The 26,052-nt window shown below is 60.0% G+C and carries 29 protein-coding genes and 1 other RNA gene; 6 read left to right on the top strand and 24 right to left on the bottom strand.

Going from position 1 to position 26,052, the window contains the following annotated elements; all coding sequences use genetic code 11:
• Window positions 1–62: 62 nt before the first annotated feature.
• The 8 genes from mraY to rsmI all read right to left on the bottom strand — a co-directional run bounded on the left by mraY (window position 63) and on the right by rsmI (window position 8,328).
• Complete coding sequence (gene mraY, locus RVM27_RS02120; RefSeq protein ID WP_016913516.1) at window positions 63–1,145, bottom strand: phospho-N-acetylmuramoyl-pentapeptide-transferase; 1,083 nt, start codon at window positions 1,143–1,145, stop codon at window positions 63–65.
• Window positions 1,146–1,154: 9 nt separating this feature from the next.
• A complete protein-coding gene (locus RVM27_RS02125) occupies window positions 1,155–2,513 on the bottom strand; it encodes a UDP-N-acetylmuramoyl-tripeptide--D-alanyl-D-alanine ligase (protein ID WP_081137050.1) in 1,359 nt (452 codons plus the stop codon).
• A complete protein-coding gene (locus RVM27_RS02130; RefSeq protein ID WP_445011898.1) occupies window positions 2,510–4,000 on the bottom strand; it encodes a UDP-N-acetylmuramoyl-L-alanyl-D-glutamate--2,6-diaminopimelate ligase in 1,491 nt (496 codons plus the stop codon). The genes RVM27_RS02125 and RVM27_RS02130 overlap by 4 nt, the downstream gene beginning before the upstream one ends.
• Before the next feature lie 16 nt (window positions 4,001–4,016).
• Window positions 4,017–5,723 carry a peptidoglycan D,D-transpeptidase FtsI family protein gene (locus RVM27_RS02135; RefSeq protein ID WP_498957242.1) on the bottom strand — a complete coding sequence of 569 codons (1,707 nt, stop codon included), beginning with the start codon at window positions 5,721–5,723 and terminating at the stop codon, window positions 4,017–4,019.
• A complete protein-coding gene (gene ftsL / locus RVM27_RS02140; protein ID WP_039177396.1) occupies window positions 5,720–6,055 on the bottom strand; it encodes a cell division protein FtsL in 336 nt (111 codons plus the stop codon). The genes RVM27_RS02135 and ftsL overlap by 4 nt, the downstream gene beginning before the upstream one ends.
• A gap of 2 nt (window positions 6,056–6,057) precedes the next feature.
• Window positions 6,058–7,014 carry a 16S rRNA (cytosine(1402)-N(4))-methyltransferase gene (gene rsmH / locus RVM27_RS02145; protein WP_498957243.1) on the bottom strand — a complete coding sequence of 319 codons (957 nt, stop codon included), beginning with the start codon at window positions 7,012–7,014 and terminating at the stop codon, window positions 6,058–6,060.
• Between the two features lie 52 nt (window positions 7,015–7,066).
• An RNA gene (gene rnpB, locus RVM27_RS02150) (RNase P RNA component class A) lies at window positions 7,067–7,438 on the bottom strand.
• Between the two features lie 32 nt (window positions 7,439–7,470).
• Window positions 7,471–8,328 carry a 16S rRNA (cytidine(1402)-2'-O)-methyltransferase gene (gene rsmI, locus RVM27_RS02155; protein WP_498957244.1) on the bottom strand — a complete coding sequence of 286 codons (858 nt, stop codon included), beginning with the start codon at window positions 8,326–8,328 and terminating at the stop codon, window positions 7,471–7,473.
• A gap of 112 nt (window positions 8,329–8,440) precedes the next feature.
• On the opposite strand from rsmI, the gene RVM27_RS02160 reads away from it, so the two are divergent.
• Genes RVM27_RS02160 through RVM27_RS02175 form a run of 4 tightly spaced genes read left to right on the top strand, consistent with a single transcriptional unit; the run spans window position 8,441 to window position 11,546 of the window.
• On the top strand, window positions 8,441–9,949 hold the full coding sequence (locus RVM27_RS02160) for a penicillin-binding protein activator (RefSeq protein ID WP_498957245.1): 1,509 nt from the start codon (window positions 8,441–8,443) through the stop codon (window positions 9,947–9,949).
• Complete coding sequence (locus tag RVM27_RS02165) at window positions 9,939–10,310, top strand: YraN family protein (protein ID WP_498957246.1); 372 nt, start codon at window positions 9,939–9,941, stop codon at window positions 10,308–10,310. The genes RVM27_RS02160 and RVM27_RS02165 overlap by 11 nt, the downstream gene beginning before the upstream one ends.
• 23 nt (window positions 10,311–10,333) lie before the next feature.
• Window positions 10,334–10,927: a phosphoheptose isomerase gene (locus RVM27_RS02170; protein ID WP_016913507.1), complete on the top strand. Its 594-nt coding sequence runs from the start codon at window positions 10,334–10,336 to the stop codon at window positions 10,925–10,927.
• 46 nt (window positions 10,928–10,973) lie between these two features.
• Entirely contained in the window at window positions 10,974–11,546 is a 573-nt protein-coding gene (locus RVM27_RS02175) for a BON domain-containing protein (RefSeq protein WP_498957247.1), read from the top strand.
• A gap of 91 nt (window positions 11,547–11,637) precedes the next feature.
• On the opposite strand, the gene RVM27_RS02180 is transcribed toward RVM27_RS02175, so the two are convergent.
• From RVM27_RS02180 to zapE, 8 genes are all read right to left on the bottom strand, one after another.
• Window positions 11,638–12,108, bottom strand: a complete 471-nt coding sequence (locus tag RVM27_RS02180; RefSeq protein WP_039177413.1) for a ClpXP protease specificity-enhancing factor — start codon at window positions 12,106–12,108, stop codon at window positions 11,638–11,640.
• Between the two features lie 59 nt (window positions 12,109–12,167).
• A complete protein-coding gene (gene sspA, locus RVM27_RS02185) occupies window positions 12,168–12,794 on the bottom strand; it encodes a stringent starvation protein SspA (protein WP_026001643.1) in 627 nt (208 codons plus the stop codon).
• A 149-nt stretch (window positions 12,795–12,943) separates the two neighbouring features.
• Window positions 12,944–13,711 (bottom strand): cytochrome c1, encoded by a 768-nt coding sequence (locus RVM27_RS02190; RefSeq protein ID WP_498957248.1) that lies wholly within the window; start codon window positions 13,709–13,711, stop codon window positions 12,944–12,946.
• Window positions 13,711–14,970, bottom strand: coding sequence for a cytochrome b (locus tag RVM27_RS02195; protein ID WP_039177421.1), 1,260 nt, complete (start codon window positions 14,968–14,970; stop codon window positions 13,711–13,713). Before RVM27_RS02195 ends, RVM27_RS02190 begins: the two co-directional genes overlap by 1 nt.
• On the bottom strand, window positions 14,970–15,560 hold the full coding sequence (gene petA / locus RVM27_RS02200) for a ubiquinol-cytochrome c reductase iron-sulfur subunit (RefSeq protein ID WP_287805414.1): 591 nt from the start codon (window positions 15,558–15,560) through the stop codon (window positions 14,970–14,972). Before petA ends, RVM27_RS02195 begins: the two co-directional genes overlap by 1 nt.
• Before the next feature lie 208 nt (window positions 15,561–15,768).
• Window positions 15,769–16,158 (bottom strand): 30S ribosomal protein S9, encoded by a 390-nt coding sequence (gene rpsI / locus RVM27_RS02205; protein WP_016913500.1) that lies wholly within the window; start codon window positions 16,156–16,158, stop codon window positions 15,769–15,771.
• 13 nt (window positions 16,159–16,171) lie between these two features.
• The gene (rplM, locus tag RVM27_RS02210; RefSeq protein WP_016913499.1) at window positions 16,172–16,600 is read right to left on the bottom strand and encodes a 50S ribosomal protein L13; all 429 of its coding nucleotides are present in this window, start codon (window positions 16,598–16,600) and stop codon (window positions 16,172–16,174) included.
• Window positions 16,601–16,801: 201 nt separating this feature from the next.
• Window positions 16,802–17,983, bottom strand: a complete 1,182-nt coding sequence (gene zapE, locus RVM27_RS02215; RefSeq protein ID WP_287805410.1) for a cell division protein ZapE — start codon at window positions 17,981–17,983, stop codon at window positions 16,802–16,804.
• A gap of 168 nt (window positions 17,984–18,151) precedes the next feature.
• On the opposite strand from zapE, the gene RVM27_RS02220 reads away from it, so the two are divergent.
• Window positions 18,152–18,664: a Z-ring associated ZapG family protein gene (locus RVM27_RS02220; RefSeq protein ID WP_498957249.1), complete on the top strand. Its 513-nt coding sequence runs from the start codon at window positions 18,152–18,154 to the stop codon at window positions 18,662–18,664.
• A 55-nt stretch (window positions 18,665–18,719) separates the two neighbouring features.
• Here RVM27_RS02220 and RVM27_RS02225 read toward each other — a convergent pair whose 3' ends face one another.
• The gene (locus tag RVM27_RS02225) at window positions 18,720–19,481 is read right to left on the bottom strand and encodes a Nif3-like dinuclear metal center hexameric protein (protein WP_498941010.1); all 762 of its coding nucleotides are present in this window, start codon (window positions 19,479–19,481) and stop codon (window positions 18,720–18,722) included.
• Window positions 19,482–19,620: 139 nt separating this feature from the next.
• Here RVM27_RS02225 and RVM27_RS02230 point away from each other — a divergent pair, with 139 nt between their 5' ends.
• Window positions 19,621–20,865, top strand: coding sequence for a S1C family serine protease (locus tag RVM27_RS02230; RefSeq protein WP_096923169.1), 1,245 nt, complete (start codon window positions 19,621–19,623; stop codon window positions 20,863–20,865).
• Window positions 20,866–20,883: 18 nt separating this feature from the next.
• On the opposite strand, the gene hisD is transcribed toward RVM27_RS02230, so the two are convergent.
• The 7 genes from hisD to mlaD form a co-directional block, all read right to left on the bottom strand.
• Window positions 20,884–22,203: a histidinol dehydrogenase gene (gene hisD / locus RVM27_RS02235; RefSeq protein WP_498957250.1), complete on the bottom strand. Its 1,320-nt coding sequence runs from the start codon at window positions 22,201–22,203 to the stop codon at window positions 20,884–20,886.
• Window positions 22,204–22,216: 13 nt separating this feature from the next.
• Window positions 22,217–22,870, bottom strand: coding sequence for an ATP phosphoribosyltransferase (gene hisG / locus RVM27_RS02240; protein WP_193461182.1), 654 nt, complete (start codon window positions 22,868–22,870; stop codon window positions 22,217–22,219).
• A 29-nt stretch (window positions 22,871–22,899) separates the two neighbouring features.
• Entirely contained in the window at window positions 22,900–24,162 is a 1,263-nt protein-coding gene (gene murA / locus RVM27_RS02245; protein WP_498941002.1) for a UDP-N-acetylglucosamine 1-carboxyvinyltransferase, read from the bottom strand.
• A gap of 10 nt (window positions 24,163–24,172) precedes the next feature.
• Complete coding sequence (locus RVM27_RS02250) at window positions 24,173–24,424, bottom strand: BolA family protein (protein WP_016913491.1); 252 nt, start codon at window positions 24,422–24,424, stop codon at window positions 24,173–24,175.
• 134 nt (window positions 24,425–24,558) lie between these two features.
• Complete coding sequence (locus RVM27_RS02255; protein WP_016913490.1) at window positions 24,559–24,891, bottom strand: STAS domain-containing protein; 333 nt, start codon at window positions 24,889–24,891, stop codon at window positions 24,559–24,561.
• Window positions 24,888–25,541, bottom strand: a complete 654-nt coding sequence (locus tag RVM27_RS02260; protein ID WP_016913489.1) for an MlaC/ttg2D family ABC transporter substrate-binding protein — start codon at window positions 25,539–25,541, stop codon at window positions 24,888–24,890. Before RVM27_RS02260 ends, RVM27_RS02255 begins: the two co-directional genes overlap by 4 nt.
• Before the next feature lie 39 nt (window positions 25,542–25,580).
• Window positions 25,581–26,045: an outer membrane lipid asymmetry maintenance protein MlaD gene (mlaD, locus tag RVM27_RS02265; RefSeq protein WP_016913488.1), complete on the bottom strand. Its 465-nt coding sequence runs from the start codon at window positions 26,043–26,045 to the stop codon at window positions 25,581–25,583.
• Window positions 26,046–26,052: the final 7 nt, after the last annotated feature.

Raw genomic sequence — 26,052 nt, forward strand, 5'->3', positions numbered from 1 at the left:
GGCCCGGGCTAGAGCGGCCTTGGCCACCGTGACACGACTACCCTGACACGACTACCCAATGACTAACGCACTTTCAGTGTGGCCAGTCCCAGCAGAACGAGGACAACGGTGATGATCCAGAAACGCACGATCACGCGCGGCTCAGGCCATCCCTTGAGTTCGTAATGGTGATGCAGCGGAGCCATGCGGAAGATACGGCGCCCCGTCAGCTTGTAGGAGCCGACCTGCAGAATGACCGATACGGTTTCCAGCACGAAAATACCGCCCATGATGAACAGCACGATCTCCTGGCGCACGATGACCGCCACCACGCCCAGGGCGGCCCCTAACGCCAGCGCACCCACATCGCCCATGAACACCTGGGCGGGATAGGTGTTGAACCACAGAAAGCCCAGGCCAGCACCGGCAATCGTGGCACAGAAAATGGCCAGCTCGCCGGTTCCCTGAATGAAGGGAATATGCAGGTAGTTGGCAAATACGGCATTGCCGCTGGCATAGGCAAACACCGCCAGCCCCATGGCTACCAGCACGGTGGGCATGATGGCCAGACCATCCAGGCCATCGGTCAGGTTGACGGCATTGGAGCTACCGACAATCACAAAATAGCTCAACACGATGTAGAACAAGCCCAACGGCAGCGCAACGTCCTTGAACAGCGGAATGAGCAGGCTGGTTTCGGCGGGCGTGGTGGCCGTGGCGTACAGAATGATGGCGGCTCCTAGGCCGACCACCGACTGCCAGAAATATTTCCAACGTGCTGGCAGCCCGCGGGGATTCTTTTCGACCACTTTGCGATAATCGTCGACCCACCCGATGGCGCCAAAGCCCAGCGTCACCAGCAGCACGATCCAGACGTAATAGTTGGTCAGGTCACCCCACAGCAAGGTGCTGATCGCAATCGCCAGCAGGATCATGGCGCCGCCCATGGTCGGCGTACCTGCCTTGGAAAGATGCGACTGTGGGCCGTCGTCGCGAACGGCCTGGCCAATCTGCCCTTCAACCAGTCGGCGTATCACCCAGGGCCCCAGCCAAAGGCACAGCATCAGCGCGGTGAGCGCGGCGAGAATGACGCGTAGCGTCAAATAATTGAACACCTGAAACGCAGATTGAAATTGAGCTAGAAAATTCGCCAAATGAAGTAACATGAACGGCGCTTACCTTGTGTCATCCGCACGCAGCGCAGCAATGACTCTTTCCATGCCGGCACTGCGCGATCCTTTCGCCAGCAGCGTGGCGTCGGGTGGCAGAGAATTAATAACATGACGCACTAGCGTCTCGTGGTCGTCGAAGTGCAGCCCGCGACCAAAGGCATCCGAGGCAGCCCTGGCTGCCTCGCCAACCGTCAACAGCATGTCCAGCCCCAGCGACGCAGCATAAGCGCCCACGTCAGCATGTAGCCGGTCGGACTCATCCCCCAGCTCCCCCATCGCGCCCAGGGCGCACCAGCGAGGGGCAGGAAAGCTCGCCAGGGCATCCAGAGCTGCCTTGACCGCGCCAGGGTTGGCGTTGTAAGTGTCGTCCAACAGCGTCGTGCCACGAATACCGGGCACCACGTTCATGCGGCCCTGCAATGCCGACAACCGATTCAGCCCAGCCACGACCTGCGGAGCGGGGACATTCAACGCCAGTGCGGCAGCGGCGGCAGCCAGGGCGTTACTGACATTATGCTTGCCGATCAGAGGTAGCGCTACGCGCCCCAACGGCTCACCGTCGACAACGAGCGTGAAAGCATAACGCCCCTGTGAGTCGCAGGAAAGAGCCGAAGCGTTTACGTCCGCATTGCCCTGCACCCCGTAGCTGACCACTCGGCGGGGGGCCGCACAGGCCGCCCAGAAAGGAAAGTAGCGATCATCGGCATTGATGATGGCCACGCCATCCTGATCGAGCCCGGACAAAATTTCGCTCTTGGCCTGGGCAATCTGCCCCATGCCACCAAACTCACCTACATGAGCGCCCGTCACGTTGGTGATGATGACCACCCTGGGGGCCGCCAACCCGGCCGTCCAGGCGATTTCACCCAAATGATTGGCCCCCAGTTCGATGACACCCGCCTGGTGCTGCGGCCCAAGACGCAACAGCGTCAGCGGCGCCCCAATATCGTTATTGAGGTTGCCGATGGTCGCCAACACCTCACCGAGTGGCGCCAACAGGGCAGACACCATCTCCTTGACCGTGGTTTTTCCGCTATTCCCCGTGACCGCCACCAGCGGCAGCGTAAAGCGTCGCCGCCATGCGCCCGCCAACAGCCCTAATCCCAGCCGAGTATCCGGGCAGCACAATTGCGGCAGCGGGCTATCCACGGGGTGCTCCACCAGTGCCGCTACGGCGCCCTGCTCTCGGGCTTGCTCGACGAAATCGTGGCCATCGAAGCGTGGGCCTTTCAAGGCAATGAACAGGCAACCCGGCACGATCTGGCGAGTGTCCGTCACTACCTGGCTGATCGACACGTCAGTCGCATCGTCTGCCAACGGAATACCCATCGCCGCAGCCACTCCGCCAAGGGTCCACATCAGCAGCCACCTCGCGCCCGAATGGCCTGCTGCACCTGCTCATCATCCTGGTAGGCGTGTCGAACGCCCTCGATTTCCTGATATGCTTCATGGCCCTTGCCAGCCACCAGCACCACATCCTGAGGACCTGCCTGAGCCACGGCATGCAGGATGGCCTGACGCCGATCACCAATCTCTTTCACCCGCTGCGGCTCGTGAAAACCCGCCAAAATTTGCTGACGAATCTGGGCGGCAGATTCACGGCGGGGGTTGTCATCGGTCACCACCACACAGTCAGCCAGACGTTCGGCCACTTTGGCCATTTCCGAACGCTTGCCGGTATCGCGCTCACCACCACAGCCAAACAGGCACCACAGTTTTCCCTGCCCCCCCAAATGGTCGCGCAGGGCTTCCAGCGCATTTTGTAGCGCGTCAGGGGTGTGGGCATAGTCCACCACCACACAAGGCGCTTCGCCACCGCCAAAGCGCGTCATACGACCCGGCACCGGGCTTAACTTGGTCGCCGCCTCGAACAGCGCGTCCAGCGACTCGCCCAGCCCGTACAACACGCTAATGGCCAGCAGCACGTTATCCAGGTTAAAACGCCCCATCAACGGCAACTCAAGTGCTTTTTCGCCTTCGGGCGTGGCAACCAGAGCCTGTTGACCGGTTTCCAACGGATGCCAATCGAGAATACGCAGCGTTACCGCCTCATCGCTACCCGTGGCCAGCACGCGCACGTGGGGCTCACACCCCGCCAGCATCAGCCGAGCCAGAGGATCGTCACCGTTGACCACTGCCAAGGTCAGCTCGGAACGACGAAACAGCTTGGCCTTGGCGGCAGCATAGGCCGCCATGCTGCCGTGATAGTCCAGATGATCTCGGGTCAGATTGGTGAACACGCCGACCGTCACGTTCACTGACTCCAGACGGTGCTGGTCCAGCGCGTGGGAGGAAGCCTCCAGCGCCACGCGCTGGACACCTTGGCGCCCTAACTGCCCCAGAGTAGCCTGCAACGCCAGCGGCCCAGGCGTGGTCAGCCCGGTATCCATTAGCTGCCCCGGGCGTCCAACGCCCAGGGTACCTATCACTCCAGCCGGGATGCCCAGTAGTTCGCTCAATACCGCCACATAGTGCGTGACCGAACTCTTGCCGTTGGTTCCCGTGACCGCAATCACTTCCAGGTCGTCAGGCACTTGATAAAGTGAGCGGCCCAGCTCACCCAGCCGCCGTGCCAGATGAGGTAGTGAAAGCACCTTGCCCTGCAGCGTCAGCTCGGCCTGCCGCGTATGCGCCAGCACCAGCGAGGCACCGCCCTCCAGCGCCTGGTCGATATACTCACGGCCATCCCCTTGGCTACCGGGCACCGCCACGAAGACACTCCCTTCTGCCACCTTGCGCGAATCGGTCACCAGATCGAGCGACACGGGCAGCGGTGGCAGCTCGGGCAAGTCGGCACCCGGCCACACCGCCTTCAGGGCGGCCCGAAACTGGTCGAGGCTCACAGTCATGCCTACTCCTTGAAAGCTATTCAACGTCATGATCGGGCGGCACATCCAGCAGACGTAGTGCGTTGCCGGTGACGCTGGAAAATACGGGGGCCGCCACTGCCCCGCCATAAAACTGCCCCGCCTGGGGGTTATCGATCATCACCACCGTGACGATGCGCGGATCAGAGATAGGGGCAATGCCAGCAAAGACGCTGCGGTAAGCATCCGTGGCGTAACCCTGCTGACCGCTCTTGCGTACCGTACCGGTCTTGCCACCTACCCGGTAGCCCTCGACCCGCGCACGACGCCCACCAGAGTAGGCTCCCACGGACGTTTCCAGCACGTCCAGAAGATCATCTGCAACGCTGGGCGAAATAGCCGGAATACCAGGGGGAGGTTCGGACAACCTCAATAGCGAGGGCGGCAGGCGCTCGCCGCCGTTGGCCAATGCCGTGTAAGCACTGGCAATCTGCAGCGCAGAAGTCGATAAGCCATAGCCATAGGAGAGCGCCGCACGCTCACTGCGCGACCACCGCACCGGCGCCGGGAGACTACCCGTGGACTCGCCAGGAAAACCGGTGCCCGGCCCCTGCCCGAAGCCCAACTGATTGTACTTTTCCCAGATCGCCGTATCGCTGAGCTGAAGCGCCAACCGCGACATACCGATGTTGGAAGATTTTTCCAGAATACCCGCCAGATCCAACTGCCCGTAATTACGGATATCACGAATGGTGAACTGGTCGATGCGCATCCAGCCCGGCGACGTATCGACGACCACATCGCGGTCAAATACGCCGCTTTCGAGAATCGCCGCCATGGCCAGCGGCTTCATGACCGACCCGGGTTCGAAGACATCCACCAGGGCCTGATTGCGCAGCCCTCGAGGATCGAGCCCTGCACGGTTGTTGGGGTTGTAGGAGGGCAGGTTGGCCATGGCCAGCACCTCGCCAGTGCGTGCATCCATCATGACCAGCACGCCGCCGTCCGCCTCGTGCTCGGCAACGGCGGCGCGCAGTTCACGATAGGCCATGTACTGAATGCGCTGATCGATGGAAAGCGTCAGCTCGCCCCCCGGCTGGGCATCACGGATCACTCCCAGTTCACGCACCAGACGCCCCCGCCGATCCTTGATGACGCGCCGCTGGCCGGGGTGACCAGCCAGATAAGGTTGATAAGCAAGCTCCAACCCCTCCTGCCCCACGTCATCGACGTTGGTGACGCCCAGCAGTTGGGCCACCACTTCCCCTGCCGGGTAATAGCGCTTGTACTCCCGCTGCGGATACACCCCGGGGGTGCGCAGATCCAGCACTCGCTGCGCAGCTTCCGGGGTCATATGGCGACGCAGATACATGAATTCTCGACTGGCAAAGCGCGCGACCCGGGCATCGAAATCATCCAGCGACATCCCCAGGGCCTGGGCCAGCATGACTCGCTGAATGGCGTCGCCAGGCAACTCTTGCGGGTTGGCCCACAGGGTAACCACAGGCGTCGAGATGGCCAATGGCTCACCATTGCGGTCGGTGATCATGCCGCGATGTGCCGGAATGGCCTCATGACGCAGGGTGCGCGCGTCCCCTTGGCTTTGCAAAAAGGGTCGGTCGATGACCTGGAGCAGCGTGATACGACCGATCAGAATGGCAGAGGCCAGCCCTACCACCAGCAAGATGAAAAAGAAACGACCGCCAGCCAAGGGCGGTGCAATGGGATATTGACGGGACTTCCCTCCCCGACCTTCGCGTCTCATGGACGAATAACCTCAACATCGTTGACGTCTGGAATACGCATTTCTAGCCGTTCCGTGGCGATTTGCTCGATGCGTGCCGGTGTCGACCAGGCACCCTCTTCCAATAACAGCTGCCCCCATTCGGTTTGCAGCTGATTCTTCTCCTGCTCCAGACGCTGCAGCTCGGCAAACTGTACCCGAGTCATGTGGGTGGTCATCACCACCGACAACGCCGTCAGCAGACATAAGGCAAACAGGGCGACCAACAGCAGCGGCCAGAGGCGCAGACGCACTTGAAATGGCCACTCGGCCTGCAACGTGGACAGCCATCGTTCGAAGCGATCAAGGCTCATGGTCACGCTCGCTTACGGGCGGCACGCATGACGGCACTGCGGGCCCGGGGATTGGCATCCACCTCTTCGTCGCTGGGACGGCTCCCCTTGCCCAAGGCCTCGAGGCGGCGCTTCAACTGATCATCACGGATGGGAACGCCACGTGGCAGATGGGTATCTCCGCGGACATGGTGGCGAATGAAGCGCTTGACGCGACGGTCTTCCAGCGAATGAAAGCTGATGACCACCAGATGCCCACCCGGCGCCAAGGCCTCCAGGGCCGCTTCCAAAGCGCCATCCAGCTGTTCCAGCTCGCCGTTGAGGTAAATACGCAGCCCCTGAAACGCCTTGGTCGCCGGGTGCTTGCCCTTTTCCCAGGCGGGATGGGCTGCCTTGAGGACGTCGGCCAGATCCACGGTGTGCGTGAAAGGTTGCTCGACGCGCCGCTTGACCACGGCATTGGCCAACCGCCTGGCGTAGCGCTCTTCGCCATAGGTCTTGAAGACGCTGGCTATCTCGGATTCGCTGGCACGGGCCAGAAAGCTTGCTGCACTCTCGCCTTGCGTGGGGTCCATGCGCATGTCCAACGGGCCATTGCGCATGAAGCTGAAACCACGCTCGGGATCGTCCAACTGCGGCGACGACACGCCGATATCCAGCAGGATGCCCGACAACCGACCATGGACGCCCTGCTCTTGGGCGAATTCCGCCAACCGCGCAAATTCACGCCGAGTGATCTCAAAACGCGAGTCGGTGATTTCCGCAGCGGCGGCAATGGCCTGTGGGTCGCGGTCCATGGCCAACAAGCGGCCCTGTTCACTCAACCGCGACAGGATGAGACGCGAGTGGCCCCCGCGGCCGAACGTGCCGTCCAGATAGACACCGTCGGGATCATGGATCAACGCATCGACGGCCCCGTCCAATAACACGCTGGTATGACAAAAACGGGAAGCGACCTGATCGGCGTCGGCAGAAGGCATGTTACTCTCGCACAAAATTTGGGAAGGCGTGCCCTGCACGCCTTTCATGGAAATGGGGAGTCGGCCGATAAGCCGGGTTCTGTCGTGGACAGTCATTCCTCTAGGCGCTGCGTCACCACAGCGCTCAAGCAACCTACCCGGACCCAGCGCGGGCCACGCCATTGGGTCCCTATTTGGTCTTGCTCCGAGTGGGGTTTACCATGCCACGCACTGTTGCCAGGCGCGCGGTGCGCTCTTACCGCACCCTTTCACCCTTACCGGTTCCTGAGGTTGATGTCAGAAACTTAGGCGGTCTACTCTCTGCTGCACTTTCCGTCGGCTCTCGCCGCCCAGGCGTTACCTGGCACCCTGCCCTGTGGAGCCCGGACTTTCCTCCCCCAACGGCTCTTGCGAGCATATTAGCGGCGACTGTCTGGCCAACTCCGGCGGCAAGCATACCAGCGCCCCGCCCTGGCCTCAATGCTCGCCTTTGATTGCCTGCAATCTGGCATACCACTGCTGCTTGCGCCCCCCCATCAATCGCGCCGCCACCGCCGCTCCCTGCTTGACCCCGACCCCTTCGGCCAATAGCGCCGCCAGCAGAGCATCTGCCTCCACGGACTGCTCATCACCCTGCTCGACGGGCGCCGCTCCGGCAATGACGATCACGAACTCACCACGCGCCTGATTGGCATCCTGTTCCATCTGTTCCAGCAGCTGCGCAGGGGTTCCCTGCAAAAACGTCTCGAAAGTCTTGGTCAGCTCCCTGGCCAGCACCACGCTGCGCTCGGGCATCTGCTCTGCCAGCGCCTCCAACGTCGCCAGGATACGATGAGGCGACTCGTAAAACACCAGCGTCTCCTCCCGGGCCACCCACCGCTCCAGCGCCTGGCGCCTGCCACTGGACCTGGCAGGCAAGAAACCGCCAAAAGTGAAGCGATCCGTGGGCAGGCCAGCCGCCGACAGCGCCGCGATCAAGGCACAAGGACCGGGCAAGGGCACCACATGACGGCCACGCGCACGCAGTTCGCGCACCAGCACGAATCCCGGATCACAGATCAGCGGCGTGCCGGCATCACTGATCAGAGCGATGTCCTCCCCCGCCATGAGATAACGATCCAGGCTATCCACACGCTGCGCCTCGTTATGCTCATGCAGTGATATCATGGGCGTATTGACCCCCAGATGGGCCAACAAACGTCCGCTATGCCGCGTATCCTCAGCGGCGATGCGTGCCACACTGGCAAGTATCCGAGCGGCGCGAGGCGACAGATCGTCCAAATTCCCAATTGGCGTAGCAACCACGTACAATGTGCCCGGAGGTTGGTGTGTCATCGTGACTCCCGATTTATTAATAGCTTGCCCTGACGGTGCGCTATGCTTACTCAACGTGAGATCAACCTGCTCATAGGCCGCGACAGCGCAAATGGAAACTAAGGAAGGATACATGAAACAGTCACTTCGTGGCCTGTTGGCCACTGCCTTCATGGCACTTCTCATCACCGGGTGTGCCATGCAGCCTCCCAGCGTCGTTGACCGAGCCCCCGACCAGGACGCAGGACGACTGCTCAGCCAGGCTGAACAGCAGGCTCCCGAACAGGCGGCCCAAACGCGCCTGGAAGCGGCCAACATCCTGGCCCGCCAGGGTCAGCGAGAGAGCGCTTTCGAGGCCGCCAGCAGCATTGATGAAGCCCAACTGGGCGATACCGATCGCTTGCGCTGGGCCATGCTGTTTTCGGAACTGGCCCGCGGCATGAACGACCCGCAAGCGGTCCTGCGCGCCACGCAAGTGCTGAATGATGAGCTGCCCATGCAAGCCAATCAGCAGCAAACGTTGGCAGAGCGCCGTCAATGGGCCCAGGAAGCGCTGGACCAACGCCCTGACGAGGTACAGGTCGCGCTGCCGGAGCTGAAAGGCACCGACGTGCGACGCATCGCCGTAGCCCTGCCGGAATCCGGCCCCCTGAACAGCGTGGCCAGCACGCTGACCACGGCCATGCGCCGCCACAATGAAATCAGCAATGATGGCGTACAGCTGACCTTCATCGACGCCTCCCAGCACTCTCTGGATGAAATCTACAGCCGTGCCGAACAAATGAACGCACAGCTATTGATCGGCCCACTCGACAAGGAGCAGGTGACCCAGCTGGAGGAGCGCGACAGCGTTCCACTTCCTACGCTGGCGCTCAACTATGGGCACAACTCCAGTAACCAGGCCCAGCGCCTGCTGCAGTATGGCCTGTCAGCGGAAGACGAAGCGCGCCAGGCAGCTCGCCGTGCTTATCAGGACGGGCACCGCCAGGTAGCCGTCATGGTGCCGGATAATGACTGGGGCCGCCGAGTAGGCGAAGCCTTCTGGAACGAGTACCAGCGTCTGGGCGGCGAAGTCACCAACGCCGTGCGCTACAACCCGAGCAGCCCGGTGTCCAATGCGGTACAAACAGCGCTGAATGTCAGCGGCGAACGGGCTCGCCTGGGCAACATCGACGCCCTGTTCCTACTCGCCCTACCTGACTATGCACGCCAGGTACCGCCCACCATGGATTACTACTACGCCCCTGACCTGCCGATCTACGCCACCTCGCACCTGCATGAAGGCCGCCGGCAAACGCGCCTGGATCAGGACCTCAACGACGTCATGTTCATGGACATCCCCTGGCAGATTCCTGACGCAGCCGTCGGCGGAGAAGAAGCCCTGCCCTTCTACACCACCTACCAACAGCTGCGCGACGAGTCCGACGCCTCCATGTTCCGTCTCATGGCCATGGGCGTCGATGCCTACGAGCTGGCCAAACGCATGTCGGATCTGGCTGACATCAACGGCCTGAACGGCAGCACCGGTCGCATGTCATTGGCCAGCGACGGCCGCATCCACCGTGAACTCCCGTGGGCAAAATTCCAGAACGGCACGCCCGCGCCCATCCTGACCCCTGGCCTCTTGGGCAATGCGCCGTAGCCCGCAAAGCGCACGCTACCGAGGAGCAGCCATTGAGCGAACCGCCGCTCAATGGCTGCAGGAGAAAGGCCTTCGGCTGGTGGCCAGCAACCACCACGTGAAGGGCGGCGAACTGGACCTGATCATGTATGATCGGGATATTCTGGTGTTCATCGAGGTCAAACACCGCGCCACCACGGAGCACGGGCATCCACTGGAGACCGTGACGGCACAGAAACGTCGCCGCCTGGTAAAGGCTGCCACGCTTTATATTGCAAGGCATGGCCTCGACTGCCCCTGCCGCTTTGATATTCTAGCGATCACAGGCATGCCACCCGAGCTGACGTTCGAATGGGAACAAGCGGCTTTTGACGCTTATTAACACTCTATAACCGGGAAGCCCTGATGGACTTTCAATCTCGCATTCTCAACCACTTCAATGCCAGCATTGACACCAAAACCTATGCCAGCGAGGTGCTACCACCGTTTATCGAAGTGGCCAGCCAAATGATGGTTCAGTGCCTGGTCAATGAAGGCAAGATCCTGGCCTGCGGCAATGGCGGCAGCGCAGGCGACAGCCAGCACTTCTCTTCGGAACTGCTCAACCGCTTCGAGCGCGAGCGCCCCAGCCTGCCTGCGCTGGCATTGACCACCGACACGTCGACGCTTACCTCCATCGCCAACGACTACAGCTACAACGAAGTATTTTCCAAACAGATTCGTGCGCTGGGTCAACCAGGCGATGTCCTGCTGGCCATCTCGACCAGCGGCAACTCCGCCAATATCGTGCAAGCCATCCAGGCCGCCCATGATCGCGACATGACAGTGGTGGCTCTCACAGGGCGTGACGGTGGCAACATGGCGTCGCTGCTTGGCCAGGATGACTGTGAAATACGCGTGCCCGCCACCTCGACGGCCCGCATACAGGAAGTCCATCTACTGGTCATTCACTGTCTGTGTGATTTAATTGACGAACAGCTGTTTGGCGGCGCTGCCTGACAGCGCGCTCAGGTCAACGAATTATATCGATAAAGGAGTCATCTCAATGGCCCTACGTTTTTCTTCTCGCTCCCTCCTGGTCGCTACGCTGTGCGGCGCGGTTCTGCTCAGCGGCTGTGCCAACAACAGCGGCTCCAACCCCTCCAACTACGGCCAGCGCAGCAGCGATGTCCAGGCCGTCGATGCCACCATCGAACGCGAAGTGGAGCGCTCTCTGTCACGCTCCGATGCTCGGCTGGGCGACGCGCGGATTCGTGCCCATAGCTACAACGGCACCTTGCTGCTGGTCGGCCAGGTACCTAGCGATGAACTGAAAACCATGGCAGGCAACGTGGCCTCCAATTTGCGCGGCGTCAATCAGCTGCACAACGAACTGACCATTGCAGCCAACCTGCCCGCCAGCCAACGTCTGGCCGACACCTGGTTGACCACCAATGTCATCAGCCACCTTGCCACCAATAACCAGATCGACTCTTCCAAGCTGAAAGTCACCACTGAGAATGCCACCGTGTACCTGATGGGCATGGTCACTCGTGAGGAAGCCGACCGAATCGTCAATGCGGTGTCCGGCGTGGCCGGCATTCAGCGCATCGTCAAGGTCTTCGATTACCTGAACTGAGCTTCGTCCTGGCAACAAAAAGCCTCGCCAGCATGACTGGCGAGGCTTTTTTAGTCATGGCCATTTAGCCATGACCAGGCTATAAGCCCGGCTACTTGACCACTCTGAGAGCCGGTTTCTTCTTGGGCTTTTCAGACGCAGTCGATGCATCCGATGCCTCTTTGGAAGGTGCTTCCGTCAAGGTCAGCTCGGGTCGTGCAGCTTCATCAGCTGAGGATTCCTCACCTCCCTCAAGCTCGTCGGCATCCAGTTCCGGCTCATGGCCAAAGACCATGCCTGCCCCGTTTTCACGAGCGTAGATAGCGATCAACGCAGGGATGGGGATCATCACCTGCATGGGCTGACCCCCAAAGCGAGCACTGAAACCAATTGCCTGGTTCTCCATGAACAAATCACGCACTGCCGTTGGCGCGGCATTGAGTACGATCTGTCCGTTCTGAACGAACTGGCGCGGCACTTCTACGCCCGGCTGCGTGGCATCCACCACCAGGTAAGGCGTTAGGTCGTTATCCAAAAGCCATTCGTACAAGGCTCGGGCGAGATAGGGACGGCTCGACTTCATAAGTCTCCCTCCTCCTGACAAGTGAGGCCCCTGCCCATCAGGCTAGGGGCCATATGAATTCAGGCGCGCATCTCTTTTTCACGCTCGTTCAAGGAGGCCTTGAACGCTTCACGCTCGAATACGCGCGACATGTAGTTCAGCAGCGGCTTCACCTGCTTCTCCGGCAGCTCGATATTGAGCTCGGGCAGACGCCAAAGGATGGGCGCCAGACAGCAATCCACCAGCGTAAACTCTTCGCTCATGAAATACGGCATATCTTCAAAGATGGGCGAAATGCCGATCAGGCTTTCGCGCAGCTCTTTACGCGCCTTGTCTGCCTCTTTCTTGCCACCCGTGCGGATCAGCTCGAGCATCGGGCACCATTCGCGTTCGATACGGTGCATCCACAGCCGACTTTGAGCACGTGCCACTGGGTAGACGGGCAACAGCGGCGGATGAGGAAAGCGCTCATCCAGATACTCCATCATGACCTTGGACTCATAGAGCACCAGATCACGATCCAGCAGCGTGGGAACACTGTTGTACGGGTTGAGGTCCGCTAACTCTTCAGGTGGCTGTTCCTCAGCAACATCGACGATATCGACCGCCACTCCCTTTTCAGCCAGAACAATGCGTACACGATGACTGAAATGATCATCATTACCTGAGTAAAAGATCATTGACGACCGCTTGGCCACAACACCCATGAAAGCATCCTCGCATCAAAACAATAGACGATAGTAACACGCCCGCCGCCTTTTATGGTAAAGCGACGCAAAGCCCCTGGGGGCACATAAACAAACAAAGGGCGCACGGCTTTCGCCGTGCGCCCCGCCCACCAAGCATAGGCTAATGCTTAGTGAACATCCCGCCAGTACTCACGCTTGAGCAGGTAGGCGATCACACCAAAGATAAAGATGAAGATCAGCACCTTGGGCGCCAGTGCCTGAGCCTGCAGCTTGGAAGGCTCACCGACGTAGGCCAGGAAGTTGGTCAGGTCATAGACGGCTTCCTCGAACTCGGCAGGCTCCATGGAACCCGGCTGAGTGACTTGCAGCACTTCACAAGACTGGTACTTGCCAGACAGCGGGTCGGGCGACTGCCCTGCTATCGGCTGGTCGGTTTCCGAGCAGACCATCTCCTGAACACCCTGCAGCGGCTCCAGCACGTTGGGCATGGCTACCAGATCAAATACCGCGTTATTGACGCCCAGTGGACGGCTCGGGTCACGGTAGAAGCTCAGCAGGTAGGAGTAGATCCAATCGGGACCACGCAGACGACCATGCAGCGTCAGATCAGGCGGCGCAGCGCCGAACCAGCTTTCACCATCTTCCGGCAGCATGGCGATGTGCATCAGGTCGTTGTAACCCAGCGATGAAGAGAAAATCAGGTTCTCTTCGACCAGGTCCTGCGGCATGCCCAGATCATTTGCTGCACGGGAGAAGCGCTGATGCTCCAGCGAGTGACATCCCATGCAGTAGTTGACGTAGAGCTGCATACCACGCTGCAGAGACTCCTGATCACGCAGATCCGGCGTCATGGAGTAAGGCACATCGGGCCCTGGCGCTGCGACCGCCATAAAAGGCAGCAGCGCGAACAGCAGTGCGAACAGTTGCTTTTTCATTAGCCAGTCACCCTTTCAGGAACGGGTTTAGTCTTCTCGATACTGGTATACACCGGCATCAGAATGAAGAAGGCGAAGTAGAGCACCGTACAGATCTGGGCAACCAGCGTACGCAGCGGAGTCGCCGGAATGGCACCCAGAACACCCAGGATCACAAAGCTGATCGCAAAGATGATGAGCGCAATACGCGACAACCAGCCTTTGTAACGCATGGACTTGACCGGACTACGATCCAACCAGGGCAGTACGAACAGAATGGCGATAGCGCCACCCATGGCCAGCACGCCCAGGAACTCGGCACGCAATCCCAGGAAGTCGAAGGTAATGGCCCGCAAGATGGCATAGAACGGCGTGAAGTACCACACCGGCGCAATGTGATCAGGCGTTACCATCGGGTTGGCAGGCTCGAAGTTGGGACGCTCGATGAAGTAACCACCCCCTTCCGGGAAGTAGAACAGCACCACCGCAAAAACGAACAGGAAGACCGCCACACCCACCAGATCCTTCACGGTGTAGTACGGATGGAAAGGAATGCCGTCCAGCGGTTTGCCGGTTTCGTCTTTCTTTTCCTTGATCTCGATGCCATCTGGGTTATTGGAGCCGACTTCGTGCAGTGCAATGATATGCAGCACCACCAGTGCCAGGATCACGATAGGCAGCGCCACCACGTGCAGGGCAAAGAAGCGGTTCAGCGTGATTCCAGAAATCAGGAAGTCACCACGAATCCACTGCGCCAGATCCGGGCCGATACCAGGGATGGTCGCGAACAGCGAGATGATGACCTGAGCACCCCAGTAGGACATCTGACCCCAGGGCAACAGATAACCCATGAAGGCCTCTGCCATCAGCAGCAGATAGATGGCCATGCCGAAGATCCAGACCAGCTCGCGCGGGGCCTTGTATGATCCGTACATCAATGCACGGAACATATGCATGTAAATGACGACAAAGAAGGCAGAGGCGCCTGTCGAGTGCATATAGCGGATGATCCAGCCGTACTCGACGTCACGCATGATGTATTCCACAGAGCGGAAAGCGCCTTCCGACGTGGGGTTGTAGCTCATGGTCAGCCAGACACCGGTCAGAATCTGGTTGACCAGCACCAGCAACGCCAATACACCAAAGATGTAGAGGAAGTTGAAGTTCTTCGGAGCGTAGTACTTGGTGAGGTGGTCTTGCATCATTTGCGTTGCGGGGAAGCGGTCGTCCACCCAGCGCATGATGCCGCGTTCAGCCTTGACTCGATTAGGATTACCCATTACGCGGCCTCCTCGTCTTCACCAACGATGATGTCCTCACCCTCGAAACGATAGGGCGGCACTTCAAGGTTGGAGGGTGCAGGTACGTTATTGAAGACGCGTCCGGCGAGATCGAAGTACGAGCCATGGCAAGGACAGAAGAAACCGCCCGGCCAGTTGTCTGTGACTGCGGCCTCAGGCTCGGGACGGTACAACGGAGAGCAACCCAGGTGGGTGCACACGCCAACTATGACACCGACCTCGGGGCGCACAGAGCGCAACGGGCCAGTGATGTAGGCAGGCTGCTGCTGCTCCGTGGACTCTGGATCCCGCAAGCGAGACGGATCCAGGCTCTCTGTACGCTCGACCATCTCAGGCGTACGGTTGATGATCCATACCGGCCGCCCACGCCACTCGATGGTGACACGCTGCCCCGGTTCGAGCTTGGAAAAGTTAGCTCGAACCGGCGCACCGGCCGCCAACGCACTGGCACTAGGCTGCCAGGATGCCACAAAGGGGACCGCAACCCCGACAGCGCCCACCGCCCCCACAACGGAGGTGGCGCCCACGAGGAAACGGCGCCGGCCTTTGTTTACGCCGTTATCTGCCATTTCTGGTTTCTCCCATCAGCTTACCCGTTTCGCCGCAAAGGCGTCTTGCGGCGACGAATATCAAATACGCCCTATGTTAAAAAAACAAAGCGCTCTGCACAAGAACAACCGCCCCGGACCATGGTGGTACAGGTACTATAGTTTTTTGATATTCCAATAAAAAACGCCCAGGTCTTGGACCTGGGCGTTTTTGCCGCATAGCGTAAAATTAACGCTTGGAGAACTGCGGACGACGACGCGCCTTGCGCAGGCCGACTTTCTTACGCTCTACCTGACGTGCGTCACGGGTGACGTAGCCAGCAGCGCGCAGGGTCGGGCGCAGGTCTTCGTTGTAGTTCATCAGGGCACGCGTGATGCCGTGACGGATAGCACCAGCCTGTGAAGAACCACCACCACCTTCGACGGTCACATACACGTCGAACTGGTTCAGGGTCTCGGTCAGCTCGAGGGGCTGACGAACAACCATGCGGCCGGTAACGCGACCGAAGTACTCGTCGAGTTCACGGTTGTTGACAGTGATTTTGCCGGAGCCCGGCTTCAGGAACACACGAGCGGTGGAAGTCTTGCGGCGCCCGGTACCGTAATACTGCTGTGTCATGGCGAAGATGTCCTCAGATGTTCAGTTCAAGCGGCTGCTGGGCAGCATGCGGATGCTCGGCACCTGCGTACACTTTCAACTTGGAATACATGGCGCGACCCAGCGGGCCTTTCGGCAGCATGCCCTTGACAGCAGACTCGATGATGCGCTCGGGAGCGTGGTCCAGCATCTTGTCGAAGGTCATGGAGCGGAGACCGCCCGGGTAACCAGTGTGGCGATAGTAGGTCTTGGCCTTCGCCTTGTTACCGGTCACCTGGACTTTCTCGGCATTGATGACAACGATGTAGTCGCCGGTATCAACGTGAGGGGTAAATTCGGGCTTATGCTTGCCACGCAGGCGGCGAGCAATCTCGGTTGCCAGACGACCGAGCGTTTTGTCCGTAGCGTCGACAACATACCAGTCGCGCTGGACGGACTGCGGCTTAGCACTGAACGTCTTCATGGATGAAATCACCAGATTAAGTGTGTTGGGTAACTTGCGCCACTTGATAGCGAAGCACCATCCCTATTCTTTTTGGTTGCAGCCAGAAAAAGACTGCAACGTACAGCGAGGCGGCATTCTACAGTAAGTGAGCGGACAAGTTAAGTGCCATCTTCACTTTTCTCGCACGCCCTTGGCATCGCACCCAGGCTACAGAGGCGCTCAGGGTTTATGCGGCAGCGCCAGATACTCCCGCGACTGCATCTCCTGCAAGCGAGACAGCGTCCGCTGAAATTCGAAGGTCAGCTTGCCGTCACTGTAAAGCGACTCGACGGGCACTTCTGCCGACATCAAGAGCTTGACGCCCCGATCATAAAACTCGTCCACCATATTGATGAAGCGGCGCGCTTGATCGTCGCGCTTGGCATCCATGCGCGGCACATTGGCCACCAGCACGGTATGAAACTCTCGAGCAAGCTCGATATAGTCGTTCTGGCTACGCGGCCCGTCACACAGTTCGGCAAATTCGAACCAGACGACATCCTCATGCAGTCGACGCGTTTTCAGCACACGGCGGTTGATTTCCAGCGGCGCGCCCTCTTCTCCTGCCTGGCCGGCAATCTCCTTGAAGCTGCGCGCCAGCTCCTTGTCAGCAGCCTCATCCAGCGGCGCATGGAAAATTTCCGCACGCTCCAGCGCCCGCAACCGATAATCGATCCCCGAGTCCACATTCACGACGTCACAGTGGCGATTGACCAGCTCGATGGCAGACAGGAACCGAGCGCGCTGCAGGCCATCCTTGTAGAGCTCATCAGGGATGATATTGGAGGTCGCCACCAGCACGACACCACGCTCGAACAGCGCCTCCATGAGATTGGCCAGAATCATGGCATCCGTGATGTCCTTGACGAAAAACTCGTCGAAACAGATGACCCGAGCCTCGGTTGCAAACTTGCCGGCAATCAGCGTCAGCGGGTTTTTCTCACCCTTGTAGTGCCTCAACTCGTTATGCACCCGCTGCATGAACCGATGAAAGTGCGTGCGCATTTTTTCGGGAAAGGGCAAGGCGTCATAAAACGTATCCACCAGGTAGGTCTTGCCGCGCCCGACCCCACCCCAAAAGTAGAGACCCTTCACCTGGGGCACCGGGGGCTTGCCCGGCTCACTGCGCTTGCCCAGCAGGCCTGCCATCTTCGCCTTCAACCCTTTGCTTGCGACCACAGCCTTGGGTACGGTCGTGGAAGCCGACAACAGATCATCGTAAAGGCGCTGAAGATGCTTGACCGCCTGCTCCTGAGCCGGGTCGTATTGAAAGTCACTGCGCGTCAAATCCTGTTGGTAACGCTCCAGTGGCGTCAGGCGACGGGGGTGTTCAGACGCCTGGCGTGCAGATACTGATGACATGAAGATGCTCCCGCAGCGCGTAGTCAAGCGCCTGCTTCGGCGCACAATGGCACGCACGCCGAGCACTGGCCTGACCGATAAAAAGAGCCTAATTATACGCGGGTTGAACGCTAAGCGCATGAGCGGATTGACCCGACCAGCCGTGACGCGCCTATAATGGGTCCGTCCATGCAGCTGTGCGATCGGCGACGCCATGCCATCGATGACATGGCGCGCATCATTATTAGGGAGAATACCGTGGAAGCAAGCTCGCCAATCACCTTTGCCGTTGTAGGTCTCATCGTTGGCTTTCTCATTGGCCTTGCCTGCTATCGCCTGTTCAGCAAGAGCGAGAGAGACACGGCTGCGCTGAAGCAAACGCTGCTGGAGCGCGAGCACAAGATTGCGGAACTGAAAAAAGCCATGGGCAGCAGCCTGACCGGCATTCAGCAACGCCTTGACAGCATCCGCCAAGAGACAAATCAGATCGAAGCGCAGATCGCCGACGAGGCGGCTCAATGGCAGCTCACCAGCGTCAAGGCCTCCCATCATAAAGCAGCGGCCACGGCAGAAAACGATGCCGACCTTGCCATGCCCCGCGATTACGCCGCTGGCAAGAACGGCACGCTCTCCGAAGGGTTCGGATTGAAAGAGCATCAGAAATCGGACAGCGATACGCTTGCGCAACCCCCACGCTACTGATCTACGCACGCCAGGGCGCCTTTGAGCGCCCTGGCAGCGTGCACTTTTCTCCGAGTCAGGCCGGGTTGTCGATATCCACGAAACGATGCTCGACATCGAACTGGCTAGACAGCCAATCACCCAGCGCCTGCACCCCATAACGCTCGGTGGCATGGTGCCCAGCCGCTATGTAGTGAATACCCAGCTCGCGCGCCAGGTGCGTGGTACGCTCGGAAATCTCTCCTGACACGAATACTTGAGCACCTGCTTCGTGGGCAGCCGTGATCATGTCCTGCGCCCCACCGGTACACCAGGCAATTCGCTCCACTGGCCCCGCCAGCGGCGCCTCGACGACCAGCGCCTGACGCTGTAGGGTATGGCTCAACTGCTCCGCCAACGCGGCCAGAGGTTGAGGTGTCACCAATCGCCCCGACCACAGCAATCCTTCGCCCAGCTCGCCGTCCAGACATCCCTCTACCTTCCATCCCAGGCGCCGCGCCAATTCGGCGTTATTGCCCAACTCCGCATGGGCATCCAGAGGCAAGTGATACGCCAGCAAACTCATATCGTGGGCCATCAGCGTCTTGATGCGCTTCTGCTTCATCCCGGTAATCGCCACTGGCTCGTTCTTCCAGAAATAGCCGTGATGAACCAGCACCATATCTGCCTGCCAGGCCACCGCCTCATCGAGCAGCGCCTGGCACGCCGTCACGCCGGTCATGACCCGCCGCACTTCCTCCCGCCCTTCGACTTGCAGGCCATTGATAGTGTAATCCTTGAATTGGCCAGCGCGGAGCTGGTGGTCACAAGCAGCGACGAGTTGATCACGATGGTTCACGCGGACTCCTTAATAGTTGCCGCTGCCCCGTGGGGAAGCGCAGCGTAAAGTGTTACCATATCGTCTATTGTAAACTCGCTGCACGTTATCGCGAACCTCGCGACCTGCTGAAGACCGCCATCCGCTGAGGAATGCTTGCATGCACCGCTTTGTGCTGCCCTATCTCTGGCCCATTACCACGGGCCTTCTGCTGGCCGCAGTCATTCTGCTGGCCTTCCCCCAGCAGATTCCCAACCCGTTTCGTCAGGCGACGCCCACCACCGTCGAGCCACAGCCCGCACTGGTCGCGACTGGCAACCAACCAACGGCCAACCGCCCTGCCCCAGATATCCGTCAGGCAGCACCGCTCTCTCGCAGCCAGGGTCCGGCCAGCTACGCCAACGCTGTCAATCAGGCCGCGCCAGCGGTGGTCAACATCTATTCGTCGCGCATCGTGTCACGGGACCAGCACCCGCTGATGTCCGATCCATTCTTCCAGCAGTTCTTCAGCGGCGACGATGCGACGACCCATCAACGCATGCTCTCCAGCCTGGGCTCTGGCGTCATTGTCAGCGACGATGGTTACGTGCTCACCAACCACCACGTGATCAGCGGGGCCGACCAGATACAAGTGGCGCTGCGCGATGGCCGAGAAACCCTGGCCCAAGTGATTGGCACCGACCCGGAAAGCGATCTGGCAGTGTTGCGCATTCAACTGGACAACCTGCCCGTGATCGAGCTGGCCGATTCGAAAGAGGTGGCCGTGGGCGATGTGGCACTGGCAATAGGCAACCCCTTTGGGGTTGGCCAGACAGTGACCATGGGGATCATCAGCGCCACGGGGCGCAGCCACCTGGGGCTGAATGCCTACGAAGATTTCATTCAAACCGACGCGGCCATCAACCCGGGCAACTCGGGCGGAGCGCTGGTCAATCCTGACGGCGCACTGGTGGGCATCAATACGGCGATCTTTTCACGCTCGGGAGGCTCACAGGGCATCGGTTTCGCCATTCCGGCCAACCTTGCCCACAGCATCCTCGACGAACTGGTCACCCGCGGCCGGGTGATTCGCGGCTGGCTAGGCATCGAGGCTCAGGCGTTATCGCGGGAACTGGCCGCCTCGTTTGGGTTACGCACTCCCCAAGGCGTCATCGTGGCTGGCGTGGTCAGCGGTGGGCCAGCAGCAGAGGCAGGGCTGCAGCCCGGCGATGTGCTGCTTTCCATCGACGACCAGGTCATCATGGACGCTCGTGCCACCATGAGCGAGATTGCCTCTATCCCACCGGGCACCAAGCTTCCCCTGACCATCGTGCGCAGCGGTGAGCGCATGGAAGTCACCCTGGAAGTGGGCGAGCGCCCCGTGCCCACCAATGCGACGTCCGAAGATCGGCAGAGCGGCTCCTGAAGCCGCTCGACCCATACCTCACTTGCTGCGAATACGATACTCGGCTGAGCGTGCATGCGCCGTCAGGTATTCGCCTCGGGCGAGGATCGACGCCACTTTGCCCAGTTCGGACGCTCCTTCAGGAGAGCAGTGAATGATCGAAGAGCGCTTCTGGAAGTCATAAACCCCCAGCGGTGACGAGAAACGCGCCGTGCCGGACGTCGGCAGCACGTGATTGGGACCCGCGCAGTAGTCGCCCAAGGCCTCCGACGTATGACGCCCCATGAAGATGGCGCCTGCATGGCGGATCTCCTCTAGCCACACCTCGGGCTCGGCCACGGAGAGCTCCAGGTGCTCCGGCGCTATGCGATTGATCATCTCGACGGCGTCAGCCGGGTGCTGACAGAGAATCAGCGCCCCCCGGCGCTTGAGCGAAGCACGCGCAATCTCCTCGCGCTCCAGCGTAGGCAGCAGTCGTTCGATGGAAGCCGCGACGGCATCCAGGTGCTCGGCGTCCCAACTGACCAGAATCGCCTGGGCATCTTCATCATGCTCGGCCTGGGAGAATAGATCCATGGCCAACCAATCAGGGTCGGTCTGTCCATCGGAGACCACCATGATTTCTGACGGCCCGGCAATCATGTCGATGCCTACCTGCCCGAATACCGCACGCTTGGCGGTGGCCACGTAAATGTTGCCAGGGCCCACGATCTTGTCGACACGGGGTACGCTCTGGGTGCCATAAGCCAATGCTGCAACGGCCTGCGCCCCACCGATGGTGAAGACATGATCGACACCGGCCAAGTGTGCCGCCGCCAGCACCAGATCGTTCAGCACGCCGTCAGGGGTCGGCACCACCATGACGATCTCACGCACGCCAGCCACGTGGGCGGGTATCGCATTCATCAGCACCGAAGAAGGATAGGCCGCCTTGCCGCCCGGCACATAGATACCAGCGCGGTCCAGTGGCGTCACCTTTTGCCCCAGCACCGTGCCATCGGCCTCTTGATACTGCCAGGACTCCGGCTTCTGCCGCTCGTGGTAGCGACGAATGCGCTCCGCTGCAACGGCCAGCGCTTCACGCTGTTCCGACGGCAGCCCCTCATACGCCGTTTTCAACTGCTCGGGCGACAGGCGCAATTGCTCCATGGAATCGACGGCCAGCCGATCGAAGCGGTTGGTGGCATCGATGACGGCCTGATCACCGCGCTGTTTGACGTCCGCCACTATTTCATCGACACGGGCCTGCACGGCGCTATCGGACACGCCCTCCCAGTCCAGCAGCGTATCCAGCTGACGATGAAAGCCCGGCCCAGTGGTAGAGAGCCGAGCAATGGTGGCAGTGGTTGTCTCACTCATGGCAAACCTCGTGTCATTCGGCAGGCTGCAATTGACGTTGCTTTACGGCACTTTCCAAACGCGCCAACAGCGGCTTGATACGATCATGCTTCATGGTCATGGCCGCCTTGTTGACCACCAGACGGGTACTGATATGGGCAATCAATTCCCTTGGCTCCATGCCATTGGCACGCAGCGTATTGCCGGTATCGACGATATCGACGATTTCATCGGCGAGGTTCATCAACGGCGCCAGCTCCATGGCGCCGTACAGCTTGATCACCTCTGCCTGAATGCCCTGCTCGGCGTAGTAGCGGCGCGCCACGTTGACGAACTTGGTCGCCACCCGGCGACGAGCTCGTGCCGGTGGTTGCCCGGTCACGCCTGCCGTCATCAGCTTGCAGCGAGCAATGTCCAGATCCAGCGGCTCGTACAGCCCATCGGCACCGTGCTCCAGCAGCACATCCTTGCCCGCCACGCCCACATCGGCAGCTCCTAACTGCACATAGGTAGGCACATCGGTGGCGCGAATGATGACCAGCTTCACATCCGGCAGGTTGGTATCGAACAGCAGCTTGCGACTCTTGCTCAAATCTTCTGCGGGCGTTATGCCCGCATCTGCCAACAGCGGCAGCGTTTCGTCCAGAATACGCCCTTTCGAAAGGGCCAGGATCAATTGCTTACTCATGATGTAAGGCCAATGGTTGGTCACATGGCTTAGCCAGGAATGCGACGAATCTTCGCCCCCAGCAGCTGAAGTTTTTCCTCGATACACTCATAACCGCGATCGATATGATAAATACGATCCACCAGCGTCTCGCCTTCGGCCATCATGGCCGCAATCACCAGAGACGCCGAGGCACGCAGGTCCGTCGCCATGACCGGTGCACCGGACAGCTTGTCGACGCCCTGGATGAGCGCAGCGTTACCTTCCAGCACGATATTGGCGCCCATGCGATTGAGCTCCTGCACATGCATGAAGCGGTTCTCGAAGATCGTTTCCACGACACGCGAGTGCCCTTCTGCCACCGCGTTCATGGCCACGAACTGCGCCTGCATGTCGGTGGGAAATGCCGGATACGGCGCCGTGCGGATGTTGACGGCCTTGGGGCGCTTGCCGTGCATATCCAGCGCGATCCAGTCATCACCACTGGTGATCTCGGCACCGGCCTCTTCCAGCTTGGCCAACACCGCTTCGAGGATATCGGCGCGAGTGTGCTTGACCTTGACACGCCCACCGGTCATGGCAGCCGCCACCAGAAACGTTCCGGTTTCGATACGGTCCGGCATCACATCGTGTTCACAGCCGTGCAGGGAAGGCACCCCATCGATGATGATGGTATCGGTGCCATGCCCCTTGATCTTCGCGCCCATCCTGATCAGGCACTCGGCAAGGTCCACGACCTCGGGCTCACGAGCAGCATTTTCAAGAATGGTACGGCCATCGGCCAGGGTCGCGGCCATCAGCAGGTTCTCGGTGCCTGTCACGGTCACCGTATCGAAGAAGATCGTGGCACCCTTGAGGCGTCCATCTACGCGCGCACGAATATAGCCCGCTTCCACGTGGATTTCGGCACCCATGGCCTCCAGACCACGCAGATGCAGATCCACCGGGCGCGAACCAATCGCACACCCGCCAGGCAGCGAGACGTCGGCCTTGCCGAAGTGCGCCAACAACGGGCCCAGCACCAGGATCGAGGCGCGCATTTTCTTGACCAGCTCGTAAGGCGCATGGCACTGGGTCACTTGAGAGCCATCCAACTGAATGCTCAGCTTCTCGCCCATGACGGGCTCGACGCCCATCCGGCCCAACAGCTCCAGCGTCGTGGTGATATCCTGCAAGTGCGGCAAATTGCCGATCACGACGGGGCCATCGGCCAACAGGCTGGCACACAGAATGGGCAGCGCCGCGTTCTTGGCGCCACTGGCCCACACTTCTCCGTCAACGCAACCGTTGCCGGTAATAATCAGCTTATCCATGGGCAGGCCGTTACTCAGCGCTTTGCGATGCAGTTTGCCACTGCGTCGGGGTAAACGTTTTGATGCTGATAGCGTGGAGGGCACCGGACGCGATTTCATCACTCAGCGCGGCGTAGACCAGTTGCTGGCGCTTTACGGGTGAAAGACCTTCAAAGGCTTCGCCAACCGCAATAACCTGAAAATTGCAGCCTTCTCCCTGGATGTGAAACTCACACCCATCGATGCGGGATTCAAGCAGTGCTTTGACCTCGTTGGGTTGCATAAGCCAGGAAACTCCTTTGGGGTCGAAAAGAATGTGCGGAAAAGCCACATGATAAAGAAAAGCATCACGCTTGGCGATGCTGGCGGCATGCCAAAGAGAAGATAGCAGCCCGCAGGCTGCTTTATGGAGAAGGATTACTGCACGGGGCTGTGCTGAGCTATCAAGGGCTCCAGCTCTGCCAGCGTCGCCAGACGCTGGAGCGGCGGCGATAGCACGATCGCGCTCACCGGCAACTGCCTGGCCTGGCTCGCTCGCAGCCACTCGAACATCACGCTCAAGGCAGCGCTACTGGCAACATCGACACCGCTGAAGTCGAACTGAACCGACGTGGAACGGGTGGTTCGCAGCCAGCTTACCCCCGCCGCCGCCACATCGGCGGCGGCGTTCATGCTCAAGTCACCGGACACCACCAACCCATCCGGTTGCTCGGCCAGCGAGACATTCGGGCGGTCGAGCAGCGTGCTCACGCATCGCCCCCTTGCTCCAGCTCTTCGACGCCGATGTCCGGCGACCAGCCACGAATGACCGCATCGTAATCGCGATTGTTTTCACGCATGGCCTGATCGAACTGATTGCGGAACGTGAGACCCAGGTTGATGCCATTGACGATCACGTTGACCACACGCCACTCACCATTGGCCAGCCGCAGGCTGTAGGTGACCGGGTAGACCTGGCCGTTGTTGGCCACCACTTCCATATCGACGCTGGCTTGATCTTCGTGACGCTGGGCACGCTGCTGACTCAACACACGCAGCTCATCGTAGTCGAAGGTCACCAGACCACGCGTGTAGGTATCGATCAGCGTCTGGCGGAAGACATCCGCAAAGCGGCTGCGCTGCTCTGGCGTAGCGTTGCGGAAGTAACTGCCCATGACGCTGGCGCCGATGTAACGGAAATCGGCAATATCATCCAGGCTATCGTTGACCAGTGCCTTCAGCTCATCGAGGTTATTGGCGTAATAGTCTTCACGCCCTTCGATTTGCGCCATGAATTCGTCGATGTTGTTGCGAATCATCTGTTCGGGCGATTGAGATTGCGCCTTGGCCAAGGCAGGCAAGGCCATCAACAGCATGGCAAGGGCAACCCACCGGGAAAAAATCACTGTCATTTTCTGCATCGTTACACCTCTATAATCTGGCACCATCACCATTGACGCTTAGTTGCTGACCATATTGGACACGAACTGCTGAATAAGTTCTTCCAACACCAGCGCGGATTGCGTATCGCGAATCGTGTCACCATCCTGTAGCACCTCCGGGGCGCCGCCCACACTCAGACCAATGTACTGCTCGCCCAGCAGCCCCGCCGTCAGAATGGCCGCCGTGGTATCCTGGGAAAGCTGGCCTTCCAGGTCACTGTTCAGGCTCAGTACCACGCGTGCGTCGTACCACTCTCGGTCCAGCTCGATGGCCTCGACACGTCCAACGGTCACGCCCGCCATGGTGACGCGGGCACGCGGCTTGAGGCCGCCGATATTGGAGAAGTTGGCTTCCAGACGGAACGTGTCAGACGCGCCCGAAAGCGTCAAACCGCTGACTCTCAGCCCCAGAAAGACCAGGCCGATGATCCCCGCCAACATGAACAGGCCAACGCCAAACTCCATGGTTTTACTGCGCTTCATGACACCA

It is taken from the genome of Halomonas sp. KM007 (assembly GCF_050709225.1).
Taxonomy (GTDB): Bacteria; Pseudomonadota; Gammaproteobacteria; order Pseudomonadales; family Halomonadaceae; genus Vreelandella; species Vreelandella hamiltonii.